This is a genomic window from Streptomyces phaeochromogenes (genome assembly GCF_001418655.1).
In the GTDB taxonomy this organism is placed as follows: Bacteria; Actinomycetota; Actinomycetes; order Streptomycetales; family Streptomycetaceae; genus Streptomyces; species Streptomyces phaeochromogenes.
This window is the reverse complement of the sequence record NZ_LIQZ01000489.1, coordinates 1-16,764: the sequence shown is the minus strand read 5'-3', so window position 1 is coordinate 16,764 and position 16,764 is coordinate 1. Positions and strand designations below refer to the sequence as shown.

The 16,764-nt window shown below is 68.7% G+C and carries 17 protein-coding genes; 5 read left to right on the top strand and 12 right to left on the bottom strand.

The annotated features are described in order from the left end of the window. Together AOK17_RS43680 and AOK17_RS43675 are read right to left on the bottom strand one after the other, a co-directional pair. A partial coding sequence (locus tag AOK17_RS43680) for a DUF6083 domain-containing protein (protein ID WP_245697757.1) occupies positions 1-571 on the bottom strand: 571 nt, incomplete at its 3' end. Positions 572-739: 168 nt separating this feature from the next. Beyond that, the gene (locus tag AOK17_RS43675; protein ID WP_055618207.1) at positions 740-1,003 is read right to left on the bottom strand and encodes a helix-turn-helix transcriptional regulator; all 264 of its coding nucleotides are present in this window, start codon (positions 1,001-1,003) and stop codon (positions 740-742) included. Positions 1,004-1,181: 178 nt separating this feature from the next. Between AOK17_RS43675 and AOK17_RS43670 the strand changes: the two genes are divergently transcribed. From AOK17_RS43670 to AOK17_RS53010, 4 genes are all read left to right on the top strand, one after another. Next, entirely contained in the window at positions 1,182-2,210 is a 1,029-nt protein-coding gene (locus AOK17_RS43670; RefSeq protein WP_055618206.1) for a hypothetical protein, read from the top strand. A gap of 278 nt (positions 2,211-2,488) precedes the next feature. Further along, positions 2,489-3,082, top strand: a complete 594-nt coding sequence (locus AOK17_RS43665; protein ID WP_342671568.1) for a hypothetical protein — start codon at positions 2,489-2,491, stop codon at positions 3,080-3,082. A 242-nt stretch (positions 3,083-3,324) separates the two neighbouring features. Next, complete coding sequence (locus AOK17_RS43660) at positions 3,325-3,540, top strand: DUF6417 family protein (protein ID WP_055618204.1); 216 nt, start codon at positions 3,325-3,327, stop codon at positions 3,538-3,540. A 218-nt stretch (positions 3,541-3,758) separates the two neighbouring features. Further along, positions 3,759-4,256, top strand: a complete 498-nt coding sequence (locus AOK17_RS53010; protein ID WP_055618203.1) for a hypothetical protein — start codon at positions 3,759-3,761, stop codon at positions 4,254-4,256. A gap of 79 nt (positions 4,257-4,335) precedes the next feature. On the opposite strand, the gene AOK17_RS43650 is transcribed toward AOK17_RS53010, so the two are convergent. The 4 genes from AOK17_RS43650 to AOK17_RS49480 all read right to left on the bottom strand — a co-directional run bounded on the left by AOK17_RS43650 (position 4,336) and on the right by AOK17_RS49480 (position 8,124). Continuing rightward, positions 4,336-5,007, bottom strand: a complete 672-nt coding sequence (locus tag AOK17_RS43650) for an HNH endonuclease family protein (RefSeq protein ID WP_055618202.1) — start codon at positions 5,005-5,007, stop codon at positions 4,336-4,338. A 221-nt stretch (positions 5,008-5,228) separates the two neighbouring features. Beyond that, positions 5,229-6,089 carry a hypothetical protein gene (locus AOK17_RS51085; RefSeq protein ID WP_157881531.1) on the bottom strand — a complete coding sequence of 287 codons (861 nt, stop codon included), beginning with the start codon at positions 6,087-6,089 and terminating at the stop codon, positions 5,229-5,231. A 388-nt stretch (positions 6,090-6,477) separates the two neighbouring features. Then, on the bottom strand, positions 6,478-7,125 hold the full coding sequence (locus tag AOK17_RS43645; protein WP_157881530.1) for a hypothetical protein: 648 nt from the start codon (positions 7,123-7,125) through the stop codon (positions 6,478-6,480). 36 nt (positions 7,126-7,161) lie between these two features. Further along, positions 7,162-8,124 carry a helix-turn-helix domain-containing protein gene (locus AOK17_RS49480; RefSeq protein ID WP_169802002.1) on the bottom strand — a complete coding sequence of 321 codons (963 nt, stop codon included), beginning with the start codon at positions 8,122-8,124 and terminating at the stop codon, positions 7,162-7,164. A gap of 1,008 nt (positions 8,125-9,132) precedes the next feature. On the opposite strand from AOK17_RS49480, the gene AOK17_RS43630 reads away from it, so the two are divergent. Next, entirely contained in the window at positions 9,133-11,196 is a 2,064-nt protein-coding gene (locus AOK17_RS43630) for a tetratricopeptide repeat protein (protein WP_157881528.1), read from the top strand. 177 nt (positions 11,197-11,373) lie between these two features. Here AOK17_RS43630 and AOK17_RS43625 read toward each other — a convergent pair whose 3' ends face one another. The 6 genes from AOK17_RS43625 to tpg form a co-directional block, all read right to left on the bottom strand. Beyond that, the gene (locus tag AOK17_RS43625; protein ID WP_206190935.1) at positions 11,374-11,643 is read right to left on the bottom strand and encodes a helix-turn-helix domain-containing protein; all 270 of its coding nucleotides are present in this window, start codon (positions 11,641-11,643) and stop codon (positions 11,374-11,376) included. A gap of 74 nt (positions 11,644-11,717) precedes the next feature. Then, positions 11,718-12,440 carry a helix-turn-helix domain-containing protein gene (locus AOK17_RS43620; protein WP_055618197.1) on the bottom strand — a complete coding sequence of 241 codons (723 nt, stop codon included), beginning with the start codon at positions 12,438-12,440 and terminating at the stop codon, positions 11,718-11,720. Next, positions 12,440-14,530, bottom strand: a complete 2,091-nt coding sequence (locus AOK17_RS43615; RefSeq protein ID WP_055618196.1) for a hypothetical protein — start codon at positions 14,528-14,530, stop codon at positions 12,440-12,442. Before AOK17_RS43615 ends, AOK17_RS43620 begins: the two co-directional genes overlap by 1 nt. Before the next feature lie 10 nt (positions 14,531-14,540). Further along, entirely contained in the window at positions 14,541-15,143 is a 603-nt protein-coding gene (locus tag AOK17_RS43610) for a helix-turn-helix domain-containing protein (RefSeq protein WP_055618195.1), read from the bottom strand. Between the two features lie 134 nt (positions 15,144-15,277). Then, on the bottom strand, positions 15,278-16,252 hold the full coding sequence (locus tag AOK17_RS43605) for a hypothetical protein (RefSeq protein ID WP_055618194.1): 975 nt from the start codon (positions 16,250-16,252) through the stop codon (positions 15,278-15,280). A 43-nt stretch (positions 16,253-16,295) separates the two neighbouring features. Continuing rightward, on the bottom strand, positions 16,296-16,764 hold a 469-nt coding region (gene tpg, locus AOK17_RS43600; RefSeq protein WP_055618193.1), incomplete at its 5' end, for a telomere-protecting terminal protein Tpg.

The following is a 16,764-nucleotide window of genomic DNA, read 5'->3' as shown; positions in this document are numbered from 1 at the left end:
GGTGGGGGCAGCGGCGGCGCTGACGGGTCTGGGCTACGCACCGGAGGTCCTCGATGGCGGTCTCGGCGAGGTAGCGGCCGAGCAGGAGCTGTACGACAGCCCGGTCCGGACGGCCGCTGTCGGCGGGGGTCTCGCAGGGGGTGGGTGTGGCCTGGGTGATGGCGCCGGAGTCGATGAGGCGGCGGGTGCGGACAGCGAGTTGGCGGCGCATGGCCTCGATGTGCGGGCTCATCCGGGTGGTTGCGGTACGGCTGGGGCAGAGCACGGCGTGCGGGATGCGGCACCAGGAGCTGCCGTCGCCGTGGGGGTGGGCGATGCCGCTGCTCAGGTGCCAGCGACAGGAGGCCGGTACGTCAGTGGTGGCCAGTTCGGTGGGGTGCAGGGCGATGGGCCGCTGGTCGGTTCGCTGGTAAAGGTCGATGCGGTGGCCGCACCGGCAGCAGCGACTGCTCTGGCCGGCGCGCAGCAGGCGGCTGGGGCTGGCGGCGGCCACGCGCAGCGGGCGGCGCGGGTGCATGGTGCGGGGGCTGCCGTCCCGGTGGCGGCCAGTGGAGGCGGTGTTGGGGCACATGGCCCGGACCGTGCCAGGTGCCACGCCGTGGCGGTGGGGGCGACGAGGGCGGTGTCCCACGGACAGCCCAGTGACATCGAACGCAAGTCCGTGCAGGCGAGCGTGCGTTCTGCCCCTGCTCGCCGGTTCGGGTGATTCATGTGGCGCGCCAGGGTGGGTGCGGCCGGGTCAGGAGCCCGTGGATCCGGGCGGGGTGTGGTCGTCGCAGAGGGGGCCCAGCAGGTGCTCGATGGGGACATCGAAGGCGTGGGCGAGGGCGTGCCAGGTGGTGATGCTGCCGGTGGTGCGGCCGTGCTCGAGATCGATGAGGGTGCGCCGGGCCAGGCCGCTGCGGTCGGCGAGTTCGTCGAAGGTCCAGCCGCGTTCGCCCCGCAAGCGCGCCAGCGTCACGCGCAGCGCGGTGAAGTCGGGGTCGGGCGGCAAGATCGTCACCCCACCATCCGACGGTGCAGACCCCTGCCCCGTCAGTGCAGACCTCTGCACTATTTGCTAGTGAAGGAGTGACATTCGTGGTGCAGGATCAGCACCGCAGCGTGCCTGGCTCCCGTTTCCAGACGTCTGGGACACGGAAGTTCAGCGGCACGGACCAGATCGGAGGAAGACGAGCCGGATGAGGCTCTCCACGCATGACACGGTGCAGCGCATCTGGACCGTACGGCTGCACTCACAGCCGGGAGGACCGCTGTTGAGCTGCCCTCACTGCACGCTTCACGGCTACCGGCTGCCGGCCTCCTCCGCCCGGTCGGCCGTGCTGACCCATCTGGCCCGCCATGCCCAACACGACGCGCTGCCGCGGTATTTGCGGACCTGCCAGTGCCGGGCACGGGGCTGCCCATGGCATCCGCGCCGCCGCGGCTGCGCCGGCCCGGTGCTGCTGGCCCTGACCTGTGACCGCAGCGGCCGTATGTGGCGCCTTGCGGATGCCTGTGCCGCCTGCGCGGCCGCCACCAGTTACACCGCCGTCGTACCCGACACACTGCCCGGCCCGGCGCCCACGAAAGCGACGAGTCTGACAGCCCTGCACAGCAACCCCCTTCACGGACCGGGCGAGCGGCTGCGCGTGAGGGAAACGCTCACCTATCTCGCAGTGGCGCTCCCCCGTTACTCCTCCCCCGGCGCCCGTCTCCTAGCCCTGCAATGCGCGCTGCGCGCCGACCATCAGGGGCACATCCGGCTTCCCAACGGATTTCTGCGCGGCATGCGGCTGCAGGACCGTGGCGAACTGTGGAGTGAACTCGAGCACGCCGGATGGCTGGCCCGCTCTTCTCCGCGGCACTCCCCCATGGAAGCGCGCCTGCTCGATGCCGCCATGCACAGCCAAGCCTCCGGCCGCAGCGCCCGTGCTCGCGCGGCCCACTGGGCTCTGCGCCCCACTCCCCTGGCCGCGCCCCGCGGGATGGCTCCCTCGGTTCAGCTCACCGCGCTGACGCTCGCCGCCCATACCTGCGACAGCACCGGGAGCACGGAACTCGACCTCCTTTCCCGCCTGTGCGGCCAGTCCCCACAGCAGTTGGAGGACCTCCTCGACCAACTGGTCCGCTCCCGCCTCCTGGCCGGCTGGCGGCACATCGGCGACGAGGAGATCTCCTGGCACTTGTCACCTCAGATCGGGGTGGGCCAAGCAACGGTTCAACGGTGACAGCACGGCTGCCAGTTACTGGTTGAGGCACCCATATCTGCTGGCTGTCCTGCCTTCATGGGAGAGTGACACATCACTCAGCTGGAACATCTGGTTCCACTCGTGCGTACTATCTCTAGATTCCTGCAGGCTGCCGCAGTGGTGTCCTGCAGGCCATCCGGTCACCCAGACGGAATACCTCCATCCCCTGGCGCATACGGTTCCTGCTCTTCACCACCGTGCTCGCGCACTGCAGAAAGGCCCATGTCATGTCTGAAAGCCAGGCCAGCAGCACAGAATTGACATCGCAGTACATCGCCCAGATCACAGGTGACCTGGAGCGCAACACCAAGGAGCAGGAACGCATCGGCGCGGAAGTCGAAGCCCTGCAGGAGCAACTGCGCACTCTGCAGCATGACCACACCGTGCTGGTGAACATGCAGCAGGCACTCGGCAACGCGAGCCCCGCCGCCGAGGCGGACACCAAGACAGCGGGGTCCGTGCCCCGCCAATCTGCCGCCGAGCCCAAGCGCAGCAGGCCGAAGAAGACCGCCACCGCGGGTGCGGGCAAGGCGGCACCCAAGAAGCCCGCCGCCGAGGCCTCGTCCGCAAAGGCGCCCAAGGCAGCCGGCAAGCCGTCCCTGGTCGATCTGATCCGCAACCACCTCAAGCAGCAGAACGAGCCGCGATCGGCGGCCGAGATCTCCTCCGCACTCACCCAGGCCCACCCCGACCGCACCATCAAGACCACCGTCGTGCGCACCACGGTCGAAGGGCTGGTCGCCAAGAGCCACGCCCACCGCACCAAGCAGGGCTCATCCGTCTTCTACACCGCCGCCACAACCCCGCAGTCCGCTGAGCCCGAGCCTCAGCCGAAGGCAACAGCCGGCTGAACAGCCGCGGGAGCACCCACAACACGACCAGCGGGCCCGGTACCGGGTGTTGCCAGGCCGAAACGTCAGGGTGACGGGGTCAGGCGGCGGGCGGCGGTCCGCGACTGCGCGGGTGCAGAGCACACAAGCCGGGCCTCCCACGGGCCTGCCTGGCCGCTCCACAGCGGCTGCACTGAGGCACACGGCAGTACCGCTCTCTATCCCGGACGTAACCCGAGCCCGGGTGAGACGGTTGAAAGGACGTGGACAACGCCCCCCTCGACGAGATTCTCGAGCTCACCGGCACCGACTTCGCCCCGGCAGAGGCGTTCGCGGAGCGCCTGCCCGTTCTGACCCTCGGGGAGGCGCACGAGGTGCTGGAGGTTCTGCTGCATGTCGGCATGGGCACGGACGACCGGGCCGAGTCCGCGCGACGGCTGGCCCACGAACTCGCCGCGCGCATCCCCTCAGCCGCCTGACCGACGGAGAGTAAGCGGAACATATCCATAGGCAGTCGGCAGCGGGAGGACCGGTTTCATGGACCAGTTTCGGTCATTCGCCGGCGAACGCGCTGAGACGCCCCGGGACACCGGCGGACACACTGAGACACACCCGGACCCGTTAAGCCCCCGTCCGGCTGGCCGAGTTGCGGCCTCCTCACGTTTCGCACTGCGGACGATGCGCCACACTCCCTGGCATGGGGAGCTTTCAGCAGCGGAAAGCGCTAGGCGACGAACACGAGGCATACGTCAGCAACCGTCTCACTCAGCGCGGATGGAACGTCAGTCAATGGGGGCAGGGCACGCTCACGGGCAACGTCCGTCGCGTCCTGCGCTCGACGGACAGCTCGATCCGCTGGATGCCAGACCTCATCGCAGCGCGGGGTGACGTTCTTGCCCTGATCGACTGCAAGAGCCGCATGACGAGCACCACAACGAACCGGCATGCGGTCGAACGGGCGGCAGTGCGGGCGCATTTGCAGCTCACCGCCTGGACCTATCTTCCGGTCTACTACGTCTTTGACAACCTCGACGTGCTCACGCCGCACGACATCCTCACCGAGGGCCGCACAGGCCCGCGATCCCGGGCGGGATCGGGCTCCGCGTACTACCTGGTCGGCGTCGGCACCGGCCGGTCCTTCGACACCGTCTTTGGCCCCCTTCACCACCACGCTCCTCTCAGCAGCGCAGCCTGACGACGAGTTGACACGGCCCTGTGCCAGGTGCGATGTCAGCGGGCCCCTGGCCTGGTGCGGCAAGGGGCTCGGTGCCCTGCTACCGGGCCAGGGTGACCTCGATCAGGACGTCCGGGCAGCGGGTCAGTGCCTCGGAGAGCGCAGCTTCCTCGGCGGGGTCGATGGCCAGCTGGTAGCGGGTCTTGTCGGCGACCCAGTCAGTGACGTACTGGCAGCGGTAACCCTCAAAAGGAGGCAGCCAGGTACTCGGGTCCTGATCGGACTTGGAACGGTTGGACGAGGCGGAGACAGCGATCAGCGCGCGGGCGTCGTCGAGGTCGTTGGCGTACGCCTCGCGCCCCTTCGCACTCCAGCCGGAGGCGCCGCTGTCCCAGGCTTCGGCGAGCGGGACGAGGTGGTCGACGTCCAGCTTGCGGGCGCTGTCGAAGGAGGCGTCGTCGTAGGGCGAGTACCAGGATCCGCCGGTGAGCACGCAGTTCGCGCCCTGGTCCGGGGCGTTGACCGCTTCCACGATGAGGACTTCCATCCGCGTGTTGCAGCCGTCGCGGTCCGCGTCGTTCCAGTGCCGGAACTTGGAGCGCTCATAGCCTGCCCGGCTCTCCTCCTGGATGGGCAGAGCGTGGAGGGCGTCCTGTACCGGCAAGGTCACCGTGTCGCCCGGAGCGGCGTGCGCAGTAGTGGTGGGAGCAAGCAGCGCAGCAGGTACGGAAAGCGCGACAGCAGCAGCACGGAGGGTGCGGGCGAGACGCAAGGCAGGTCCCTTCGAAGACCACGAACAGTTCGTGATCTTCGTACCGGGTGACGCCCACAACCCGCCCGCCTTTACCGCTCAGGTTCACCCACGTGGGCGGTAAGTCACACCAACGCCTACCGTCATGCCGCTGGCCGCCCGCGGTGACAAGCCCCCCGGCCCATCCCCGAGGGGCGCACGAAACAAAACGCGCGCCCCTCTCTTCTCGACTGCGCCCCCTCTTACGAGGTTTGGATGTTCCCGCGGGATAGCAGGACGACGCAGCTAAAAGGAGAATTGGAATCCGCTGGTGTGTCGCGTATCGGGCGGCGCGGTGGCGGAGCGCATGTCCACGTGGCCAGCGACGTGCCGGGGCAGATCACGATCAGGTGAAACCCGGAAGGGAGCACCAGCAGCCGTGTCTGGACGTCGCATGGTGTGTCGGGGCCCTGGGCGAGCGGGTCGGACCGGGCGGGTGGGGAGGCTGATGGCGTCGGCAAGGGGGGCCGGGATGTGCCACGGTCGGCGGGCTGTTGCTGTTCCGACCGGTCGTCGAGATCGCGTTCGATCGACTTCGAACTGTCCACCGGCGAGGGCGAGCTGGTGATCCTCCTATCGGGGCTACTGCCGCGGGGAGAGGAGAGCGTGGTGTAGCTCGTGAGTACAAAAAGCACGCACAGCAGGCAGCCGATGTAGCCGGGCAGGACGGCGGGCAACTCGGCGCTGTGCCAAGAGGGCTGCACCAGTGGCACGGCGAGTTCTCCCGGTGGTCGTGGAAGTTCGGCCGGCCGGGCTGTGATGGGCAAACGAATCTGCTCCAGGCGGCGCTGCCACTCCCCCAGGTCGCCGAAGTGCGCGGGGGCCAGTACCCGGCCCTGTGCGTCCGCGTGCTCGATGTACGCGGCAATGATCGGTCCGAGGTCCTCCCAGGTGCGTGGACGGGGGTGGCTCATGCGCCGTCCCACTGTCGAGGAATTCACGCCGATGTGCCGTGCTATCTGCTTCTGCTGCAGATCGTGCGCCTGCGCTTTGAGGCTTTGCAGGTCGCGCTTGTACTCGCCCCACAGGGGGTGCACTGCATCCGGTTCGACGCCGTTGTCCACGCCGGGACCTCATGTCTTTCGCGCATGTCACGGATAGATAAGGGGTGTTGCACAGGTCGTCATGTCCCGCACCGGAACGCGTCGGCCCGGGTCAGAAGGGTGGTGACGCGCAACGGCAGACGGTGGGGCAGCCACCGCTCGGCCGCGGTCTGTATCGCGGCCCGAGCTCATTGTGTTGCGGTCGCCGTTGTTCGTCCGCATGCCACAGCAGCGGGAGACAAGGGTCTTTAAAATACTAAACAACTGCGATACACCCCCTTCAGCCAGCTGACTGTCCACGCCTCCCAAGAGTCCCTTCGCAGGTCAGGGCGTTGGAGTTGTTTGCTGGTTTTCTGCTGGGTGTCCGGTTGTATCGCCGAACAACGCATGCAATCGTTGAATTGGTTCGTCACCTCGTGACAACTGCCGACGTGTTGTCTAGTGACCTGGACGCCATCGGTTGGGGAGCTCTCCGCCTGCGAACGGAGGGCTCCCTTTTTACTGCCGGTGCTCCGCCGGCCTCGGACCGACCGGCCGGGCAGAAGGCGCTCAGGCCAAGCAGGTGGGCGACTTCGCTGCCCAGCCCGTGGGCCGCCGAGGCCAGACGAAACACAACAGTCGGAGCCGCAACGCCCAGCAGTGCCGCCGTTTCCTCCACGTGCAGCCTCATCAGCCGGTGACAGATCACCGCGTCGGCCTCGGCGGGAGGCAGCAGACGATGCAGGCCATCGCGTGCACGGCAACGCGAAGGCGGCTGTTGACTCACCGCGGCCGCGACCCGGCCGGACAGCGACCGCCAGGCCGCTGCGGCAGGATTCGGGCTGCGCAATGCCCTCGGCCAGGCAGTCGCCAGGTCGCCCAGCGCATACTCGACAACGGCCTGTCCTGCGGTGCCATCGGACAGACGCAGCGCGGCGTAGTGCAGGTAGTGCTCGGCGTGCAGCTGGCAGAAGGCCACGAAATCCAGCGGCATGCGCACAGACAGCAACCGCACCTCGCTGCTGCCCGCGTGAAGGCGGCTGGAGCCGCCTTCGTACGCGGCGGATGCCCAGAACACGGCCGGTATCTCCTCGATGAATGGGCGCACGGACGGCTACCCGAAGGCTCCTGCAAACAGGGTGGACGCCCGTGCCGGCCCGGGCTGGCCGCTGGCAGGCACCGGCGCGGCGGCGTGGGCCGCCTCCCACAACGGCCGGATGTCTGCGGGCCTGCCTGACAGCGCGGTTACGAACCGGGCGACAGTGTCCCAATCGAGCATCTGGGTACCGTGGATGAGCGCTGCGGCCGTGTCCGCCGTCAGCCGTCCTTCGCTGATGCGGCACAGACGCGTCGGGGTGGGCCGGGCCGCGGACAGGTGCAGGCCGCGCAGCGCGGCCTGCAGCGTGGCCAGGGCGTCGCCGGGGGCCTGATGGGCCGGCACCCGGATTCCCCGGGCCGACTCCCACAACGCACGCAGTTCTCCCGGCTCGCCGTGGCTGGCTTTGGCCAGGCGGCACGTCGCCGACCACGAGGGCAGACGCTGTCCGGAGAGCACCCGCGAAACGTAGGACGGCGAGAGACGCACCTCGCGGGCGAGGGCTCTGATGGTCTTTCCGCATACGCGGTGCAGGTGGTTCAGCGCATCGGCGAGCTGGGCGGCCGGGCTGAGTCGCGCCCGAGGGGGGCCGCCGGCAGCGACACGGTGTACGGCGCGGCCGTTGGTGCCGCAATCGGTTGGGGTCCTGCGCGGCATGACGGGTGGGGAGATACGGGTCTGTCCCGGCTCGGTCAACTCCTGCCGGACTGCGGTCCGGCGGGCAAGCCGGCGCTCGACTTCTTCCGGACGCCACCGATTGCGTGCAGTCACCGGCGCGCACTGGGCAGCTGCGGCGACCTCCTGCCAGCTCGCTCCCCCGCGTCGGCGTGCATCGGTGACGGCAGCTGCGGCATAGTCTTCCAGCTCCCGGACCAGCTGCCAGACGAGTTCCAGACGCTGCTTCAAAGGCGCCCCGTCGTACTCGCCTTGCAGCAGGCAGCCAGCCAGCTGATGCATGTCCTCGACGATCGGGCGGGCCATCGGTAGGCCGCGCCGCGCTACGTCCGCCTCGTGGGTGTGGCGTCGGCGCCGGGCTCTGCGCTGGCAGGCCGTGTCGCAGTACAGGCGTGGGCGTCCCGGACCTGCAGTGTTTTCGAAGGCCGCGCCGCACTCGGCGCACATCCCGGTCGTGGATGTCATCGTGGAAATCCCCCCGAAGTACGGCGCACTCGCCGTATGACTCGCTGGTGTTGGTTCCTTCGCGCTTTTGAGGGAGGGAAATTGAGGTGCCTCTGCCACCAGCACGGACCGTGAAGGCTCCGACACCGGCGAGCTGATCCTGCATCACTGCAGGTCGCAGCGATGCGGACAGCGCCCCACGTCTCCTGAACTCCCAACCGGCGCCCCGGCATGCCCGGCCAGGCACCAAATGAGCACTGCTAACAACCCCAAAAGCGCGGCATGTTACCTTCGTCAGGTCGCCAAGGGCCCCGGCCCGGCGGGCACATAAAAGATCGCAAGGCACAGAACATCCCTTTCGGTCACACGCGAAATAAAGGCCCCGGACGTGGTTGGCGCCCTCCGGGGTCTTCTCGTATCCAAGGACGCTACCCGCTCATTCACAGGCAGCGCCATCAGCTCAATACTCTGCCCTCGATAGCCACGGACCCGCGCTTCCGATTGCATGGGCGATCACGCCGCAGCCTCACCCACACAGCATGCAATCGATCAAAACAAGTCGCACCAGAAGGAAATCCAGACCGAAAAACTCAAAATCTACCCTCTGGCCCCCGGCCGGGCCACTTGTTCGAGAATGAGGTCACCCGGCCGAACAACCTCTGCCCAGAACAATCCCGGAGTAAAACCACTCCTCCCCACGCCGAACGACCGGCCCGAGAACGGATACTGCATACCGACCGCACATCCGCGAGGCCCCACGTCGCGCAGGGAACGCATGGTTGACCGCAGAGCCGCCGCTTATGACCATGGCCTCAACCGGCAGCAGTGGGTGCGCATCAGCGGGGGTGGTCAGTGCGGTCACGGCGTGGTGTGTCGATCCTCGGCGCTGTCGTGTCGGTGGGCGGCCTTGCTGTTCTGCTGGTCTTGCCTGGCGTGCTGCAGACAGCTGGTATCAAGACGCCATGGTTGCTGGTCACAGGGGTGATCATCGCGGGTGCTGGGGGCGCATTCGCTGACCTGCTCAAGCGCAGGCTTGAGCGCGCTGCCGACGGCCGCGAGGCCGTTCTGGATGGATGTGTCACGCTTCCCGGTGACAAGCGGCTTCCCTTGGTACGTAACGTCGACGACCCGACCCTTGTCGGTGTGCGACAGGCCTGGTCGGTCGATGCCCGGCCGCCGTCACCGCCGTACGTATGCCGAGATGTACACGACGGCCTGGTGGCGCAGTTACAGGCCGGCAAGTTCGTGCTGCTGGTCGGTGACCGGTTGTCGGGTACCTCTCGTAGCGCGTACGAAGCAGTACGTGCTGCTGTTCCTGAACACACTCTCATCGCGCCCAGGCCTGCCGCCGACACCCTGCGCGCAGCTATCGAGTACGCCAAGAGCTTGTCTCACGCCGTCGTGTGGCTGGACGAACTGGATCAATATCTCGTGCCGGGCGGCCTCACGTTCCAGGACGTCCGGCACATAGTCAGCGGCAGCCATCACCGTACGATCATGGCAACGATCAGAATCAGCACCCTGAACCAGTTGCAGAGTGATACCTCTTCTGAGACGCAGGAGGCCAAGCGCGTCTTGCGGGATCCCAAGCAACACCGGCTCGAGTGCCAGTTGTCCGGACGTGAACTGGACCGTGCGTGGCCGTTGTCGGCCGATGAGCGCATCGGCGCTGCTCTGCGGCCGCCGCGGGAATTCGGTCTGGCGGAGTACATCGGATCGGGCCCCCCGCTCTTCGCCCGCTGGAGGAATGCATCAGGTACGGGGGCAAATCCCCGTGGGGCGTCGCTGGTTCGTGCTGCCGTCGACTGCCGCCGTCTGGGTCTGACGCGCCCTCTGGCCCGCGAGATGCTGCAGGAGCTGCATACCCTCTACTTGATCCGCCGTCCGCGGCTGCAGACCGAGCCTGTCCAGGACGCGTGGGACTGGGCCCTCGATCAGTGCGAAGGAACCGTCTCCCTGTTGATGCCGTCCGCTCCGCTCAGCGATAGCGCTCCGTTGGATGTTTTCCGGTACCTGATAGACGCCAGCGAGCGGGAGGACAACGAGCGGAAAGAGGGACCCGAGTGGGTGGCTGATGACATCTGCACGCGTGTCCTTGCTCTCACCACCCCGCAAGAAGCCGAAGTCATTGCCACAGCTGCCCATGCCTACGGGCGCTACAGCGCCGCACACCGCGCTTTCCGCCACGCTATCGACCAGCACTCCCGTCAGCGCAGCCCCGAGGACGAACGGACGCTGGCCGCCCAGTCCGGCTTCGCCCGGTGGCTGCACGTCATCGGCGACACCATCGAGGCCGAGCGGATTGTTCGTGTGGTTCTTCGTGTGCAGCAGCGGACGCTGGGCACCGACCATCCCAGTGCTCTGGCCAGCCGTCAGCAGCTGGCCGTGCTTCTGTTTGAAAACGGTCAGCGGGACGCCGCCGTAGCCGAGTGCGAGAGCGTCCTCGCGCAGCGGACCGAGCTGCTCGGCGAGGACGCCCTCGAGACCCTGGAAAGCAGATTCGCGCTGAGCTCCATGCGAGATCAGCAGGAGTCGCCCCACGCGGTTGTAGCGCGCCTGCGCGCAGACCTGGAAGCCCGCATGGCCGACCCTCAGTTGGGCCCTCACCACTCCGCCACGTCGACCGCCCACTTCTCCCTCGCCGTATCCCTGTGGCAGCTGGGACAGGCACAGCAAGCCCAGGAGGAATGTCACACCGTATGGAAGGAGCGACGCCGATCCCTGGGTCGGGACCATCCCAGGACCCTCGAGGCCCTCAGCACGCTGGCCGACTGGCAAGGGCAGACAGGCGACGCCGCGGGAGCAGCCACAGGCTTCGCGGAACTCCTGGCTACTCAAGAGCGCATCCTGGGGTCCGACCACGCCGACACCCGGGCTACGCGGGCTGTCCTCGCTGTTTGGCTGCAACGTGCGGCAGACGCAGCGGCATCCTGATAATCCCTGAACCTGGCCTAGGGCAGAGCAGGATCGTCTCTTCGGATCACGAGGAAACCGCCTCACCAGCATCCGGTACCGCATTCAGAGTCTTGAGCACGCGCGGGAACTCATCCCCGCAGAGGATGCGCGGCATACGCGGGCCGCGGATACCGCATCGATCGGGGAACAGCGGGGCTACTGGCGTTGAGGTGTGCGTCGACGTGCCGGCGGGAGACCTTCACACGCACGTGTGGGGCCGGCCAGGAGATCGAGGACGTCGATTTTGTAGTGCGCGGCCACGCGGTCGCAGTCGTCCAGGGGCCATGCCGCGCTTCCGGACTGGCGACGGCTGACCTGTGCCTGGCTCACACCCAGCGCTACCGCGAGGTCGGCTTGCGACTCGCCCGTCAATTGCATGAGCGCGGCAATCGCCGCCCGCACCCGGTCCCCCAACGACAGCACCATGGGGTTCAACCTACCGCTCTGTCTGCGGGGTTTGGCGCTTGTGGGCTGTTGCCGGAAGCTGCGTGTGAGTGTGATCAGCGCGGCTGCCAGGTGCGCACCTCGAGGTGGGTGATGTGTGCGTCGGGGCGGATGCGGCCGGTTTCCACGAGCCATTGGTGAACGGCTGCGGTGACGTCGCCGCCTGCGGCGTCGACGCGGCGTGCGAAGCCGGCGGCGTCGTGGCCGCCGGTGGCGGAGGAGCCGTAGGAGCGTTCTTCGGTGTGGTCGGCGCGATGGATGACGTCGCGGCGGATGCCGGGTGAGTCGGTGCGGCTGCCGGAGGGGTGCAGGTAGCCGGTCTTGGCGAGGCGGACGGTGAAGGCCAGGCGCAGCCTACGGCGGGCGGCTTCGGCGATCAGGGGGCGCAGTCGGGAGGAGCCGGAGGCGATCGCCTGGGCGCCGACGCGGCCGGTGCCGGAGCCGGTGGGGGTGATGAGGACGGCTTTGCCGCGCACGCGGGCTTGTGCGCCGGAGGCGGTGGTGCGGCGGGTGGTGTGCCGGCTTGCGAGGGCGGCCAGTTCGGTCAGGTCGGTGATACCGCCGCTCTGGACGGCGGCGAGGGCGTGTTGGAGGGCGGGGACGAAGGCGGCGCCTTTGTTCTTTGTGTAGAACTGGGAGACGAGGGAGGGGTCGCGGTTGATGATGCGGGCGATGTCACGTTTGGTGTAGCCGGCTGCCTGGAGTTGGTCGGCCAGTTGGGCTGCTTCGTTCCGCTCGCCCTGGTCGCCGGGGCTGTTGCGGCGGTTACGGGGTGGCATCAGGCTTCCCTGGCAGGCTGGGGGAGGGCGGTGCGTCCGGTATCGCGCAGGACGAGGAGTTCTTCCTCGGTGGTGGGTGCGGGGATGGGGCCGGTGAGGTGGCCGCGCAGGAGGTAGTCGCCGGGCTGATTGTGGTGGGGCCAGTTCTGCGGCTGGGTGAGGTAGAGGGCGTCGGTGCGGAAGGCGACGACGCTGCCGGGCTCGGTATGCAGGGCTCCGGCGTAGGTGTCGTCGTCGCGGTGGCGCTGGGTGAGTAGGGCGGCGCGGGCGCCGGACCAGATGGTTGCGGCCCATTCGGGGTGGGCGTTGGGGTCGCGGCTGAAACCTCGGGGCCGTTGCCAGGTGATCAGTTCGTCGTCGAAGCCGATGATTTCGGCATCCGGTGGCACATCGCGCTCCAGGGTGCGGGGTGTGGTGCCGGTGACCATGCGGGGGCGCTGGGCGAAGGAGCCGATGCCGTACAGGAGGATGGCGCGCACGGCGCGGGAGGCGAGGTGGGCGGCCCTGGCTTGTTGGGCGTCGCCCTGGAAGTGGGCCTGGGCGCAGAGGTTGGTCCAGGTGTCTTTGAGTTTCTTGGCCCAGTCGTCGAGGGGTTTGCCGTTCTCCCACAGGATGCCGTCGAGGATTTCGATCTTCCACGGGTTAAGGGGGTTGGTCAGAGCGGTGTGGACCTCGGGACCGCCTGCCCAGGTGGTGAAGGTGGTGCCGGGGTCGGCCGGGTAGTGCCAGGCGCGCTCGCCCGGGGCGGGCGCCGGGAGGAGGCCGATGTGGTTCCAGGTGTCGGGGACCGTCACGCGGACCTGCCAGTGTCCGCACCCGTAGAGGGCCTGCTGCTGTTCCTTCTGCGGCCAGGAGGCGAAGGTGGCGGCGGTGATGCGGCGGGGGGTGCCGACCGGGGACTTCCAGGTGTGTTTGGCGTAGGCGAAGGTGCGGTCGTACTCGACGAGTTGGGGTAGTTGTGCGGGCACACGCGGTGGGGTGAGCAGTTCGTTGCGGCCCTGCCCGGCGGTGGCGTGGAGCAGGCCGCGCAGTTCTTCGGACAGGACGGGGAAGCCCTCGGCGTGCTGGCCGCGTTGCGGGATGGTGCGGGTCCACAGGTCGCGGCCGGTCTGGGAGGGGGAGCCCATGAGGACCGCGTCGTTCCAGTGGTGGCGCAGGGCCTGCCACAGCAGGACGAACGCGTCGCGGATGGTGGCCGGGTCGTCGCCGTCGAGGTCGAACCACTCGCCCACCGAGCGGATCTCGACATGCTGGTCGCCGTTCTCGCGCTGGTAGCGGCCGACGGGGTTGCGGGCGTGGACGAAGTGTCCGGCCATCCGGTCCTTGCCGCGGCCGGTGTCGGTGCGCCAGCCCGGGGTGGGGGCGTTGAGCCAGGCGGCGACGGCGTCGCGCAGGTAGGGGTAGCGGTCGGCGTCGCGGTGCCAGGGGTCGCCGGCGGTGATGTAGAGCCGTTCCACGCCTTCGGGGAGGGTGTGGAAGACGGCGGTGAGGAGGTCGTGGGCCGACCGGTTGCCGAGGTCCAGGCGGTGGGTCTGGCTGCGGTGGACCAAGACGCCGGTGGTGGTGTCGAGGAAGACGGTGGAGCGTGCCTGCTGGGTGAAGTTCGGGCGTTGCGAGGCGAGGGATCGGGTGTGCGTGAACCAGGCGTCGCCGGTGTTTCCCTCGGGGATGGAAGGCAGTGTCCGGGGGGCCTGTGGGGGCGTCGCGGATGCGGCTTCGGCAGGGCCCGGTACGGGTGAGGGAACTGCCGGGGGCACGGGGGCGACGGGTTGCGGGTGAGTGCCCGGGGCGGAATCGGCTGTGCCGGTGGTGGGCGGCCCGGTCGTCCCTGGGGGTGTGGGCTGCGGCGGGACCTCGCCTTCGGTCAGGCTGTGGAGGGCCAGGCCGGGGACCAGGGCGACGATGTCCGCCACGCTCAGCCCGGCGGCCGGGGCGATCCGTTCTGCCTTCGCCTTCTCGTGGCGGGCCAGTTGGGTGATGCGCTGGTCACGGTCGGCCTCGAGCTTCGCCAGCGCGGCACGGGCCTTCTTGATGTCGTCCCGCACGCCGCGCAGTTCGGTGAGAGCAGCGTGGTAGCTCTGTGCGTCCATCGGGGGTTCCCTAAGAATGGTTGGCGGAGTTCGTGGGGACGTAGGCGATGGCTCCGCCGGAATGGGAGGGGAGCCGGGTGCCCAGCAGCAGTTCGGCGAGGTGCCGGTCTTGGTCCGTGCGGGAGGTCAGGCTGAACTGGGGGCTGATCAGGTCGGTGACGTAGCCGGCCAGGCGGGCGTCGGGGAAGGCGTGGCGGCCCTCGGTGTTCTTCTCCCATCGCTGAAGGCCGGTCAGCACGGCCACCACGTAGCCGGACAGGGTCACGGGCAGGACTCCCCCGGTGGCGACGCTGGCCGCGTCGCATCGCCACCAGCCGCGCAGTGCCTTGAGGAGTTCGTCGGGCGTGAGCGAGGCGGCGAAGCCGATCCAGCGGCGGTCCGGCTCGTCGACTCGCTGGGCGGTGTCTACCCGCAGGACGGCGATCTCTTCGGCGTCGAGCCCCTCCAGCGATGCGTGCCGGCGCCTGCCGAGGGCCTGCACGCTGTCGAGGGGGATCATGACGCGCACGCCGCGGCGGGAAATGTCGGGGAGGAGTCCGGCGTGCACCAGGCGCCGGAACGTGGTGACGGCGCAGCCGAGTTCTCCGGCTGCCTGGCCGGTTGTCAGCAGCACCGTCGCGCCTCCTTCATACATGCGAGCTCTGATATCAGATTTGGCATTGATTCTAGGGTGTGTCGGTGGGCGCGTCAAAGAGCGCCGCCGGTTCGGCCCTGCGGGGCCGGACCGGGGCATCGGGGGCGGGGTGATCACAGGATGGCGAGCCGGGCCTCGTCCGCAGCGGGGCCGGTGGCATCGATCTTCAGCAGCCGGGCTTCGATGGCTGTCTTGCTACGGCCGAACTCCTCGGAGAGCTCGGCGCTCGTGGCGCCTTCGGCGCAGCGCTGGGACAGCTGTTTGTCGTCTTCGTCGGTCCAGCGGGCGTGCGAGTTGCGGTGGATGAGTCGGCGCTCCTTGAGGATCGGTGAGGTGGTGGGGGCCGGCTCCTGCTGGGGGACAGCGCTGCGCTGCTGATAGGGGGCGCAGACCAGCTGCTGGCGTTTGAGTTCGTCGAAGACCTCGCCGCGGCGGCGGCCGAACTCGACGGACAGGACGCCGAAGTCGCGTTCCTGGCGGAACCGGGCGGCGAGCCGGGCGCTGTCCTCAGGTGTCCAGGGGGCGCCGGTGCGCGGTGAGGGGACGGAGGCGGTGTGCGCGCTCAGGGCGCGGGAGGCGGCGTCCAGGAGACGCGCCAGGGGCTGGAGGTCGTTGTCGCTCACCGCGCCGCAGAGTTCCGCGCGGACCTCGCCCTGGTCTCCGCTGACGGTGACTTCCACGGCGAGCTGTCCGTTGTCGCAACGGACGCCGGTCAGGACGTAGCGGCTGTTGTTTTCCGTGAACGCGGTCTCCAGACAGGGGGTCTGCTCGCGCGCGCCGGGAAGGTCCTGGTGCGCCAGGGCCGCCCCGCGTGGGGCGGCGAGCAGGGCGTGGACGTGCCAGGAGGCCGAGAAGCGTCCGCCGGTGTCGAGTTGGTAGGTGACGGGGCCCGTTTCGAGGTCGACGACGCCGTACAGGACGGTGAGGGTCTGTCCGGCGAACGGGCTGCTCGTTTCGGGGGTGCCGGGCACGGGGTGATAGGTGAGCTGTCCGAGCCCGGGCTCTTCGGCGGGGTTGAGCAGGGGGACGTCGGCGTCGCCGTGCCAGCGGCCGTTGTTGTCCCGGAAGGCGTAGATGAGAAGGGCCATGAGGAGTTCCTGGAAGGACGGTGGCTGTCGGGGGCAGGGGCGGTCAGTAGTGGAAGTGGACGTGGTGGAGATCAGTGAGGGTCACGGCGGCCTGCTGCTGGTGGGGGGGCAGGGCGCGGAAGAAATAGGCCTCGCCGATGCCGTCGGCGAGGATGCGGCGCAGGTCCGCCTCGTCGGCGTCGCGGTGGCGGGCGTCGAAGAGGCGCCCGGCGTGCAGAGTGGGCAGGTCCTCGGTCAGGCGGTACAGGCGGGGGTCGTGGAACTCGCCGCTGGCGGTGGTGAAGCTGAAGCGGGCGTGGAGTTGGACGGTGACGCAGCCGTCGTGCTCGACGATCTGCTGGTGGGCACGGCGGCGTGCCTCGGGCTGCCAGGTGCGGTAGATCTCGTGCTCGATCAGGGTGGCGTGTGCGGGGGTGAGGTCGCTGGTGTCGCCGTCGGCCCAGCGGGTGAGGGCCTGGGGGTAGGCGAACAGGCTCGGGGCCAGGAGTGGGGCCGCTTGCGTCTGCAGGAGG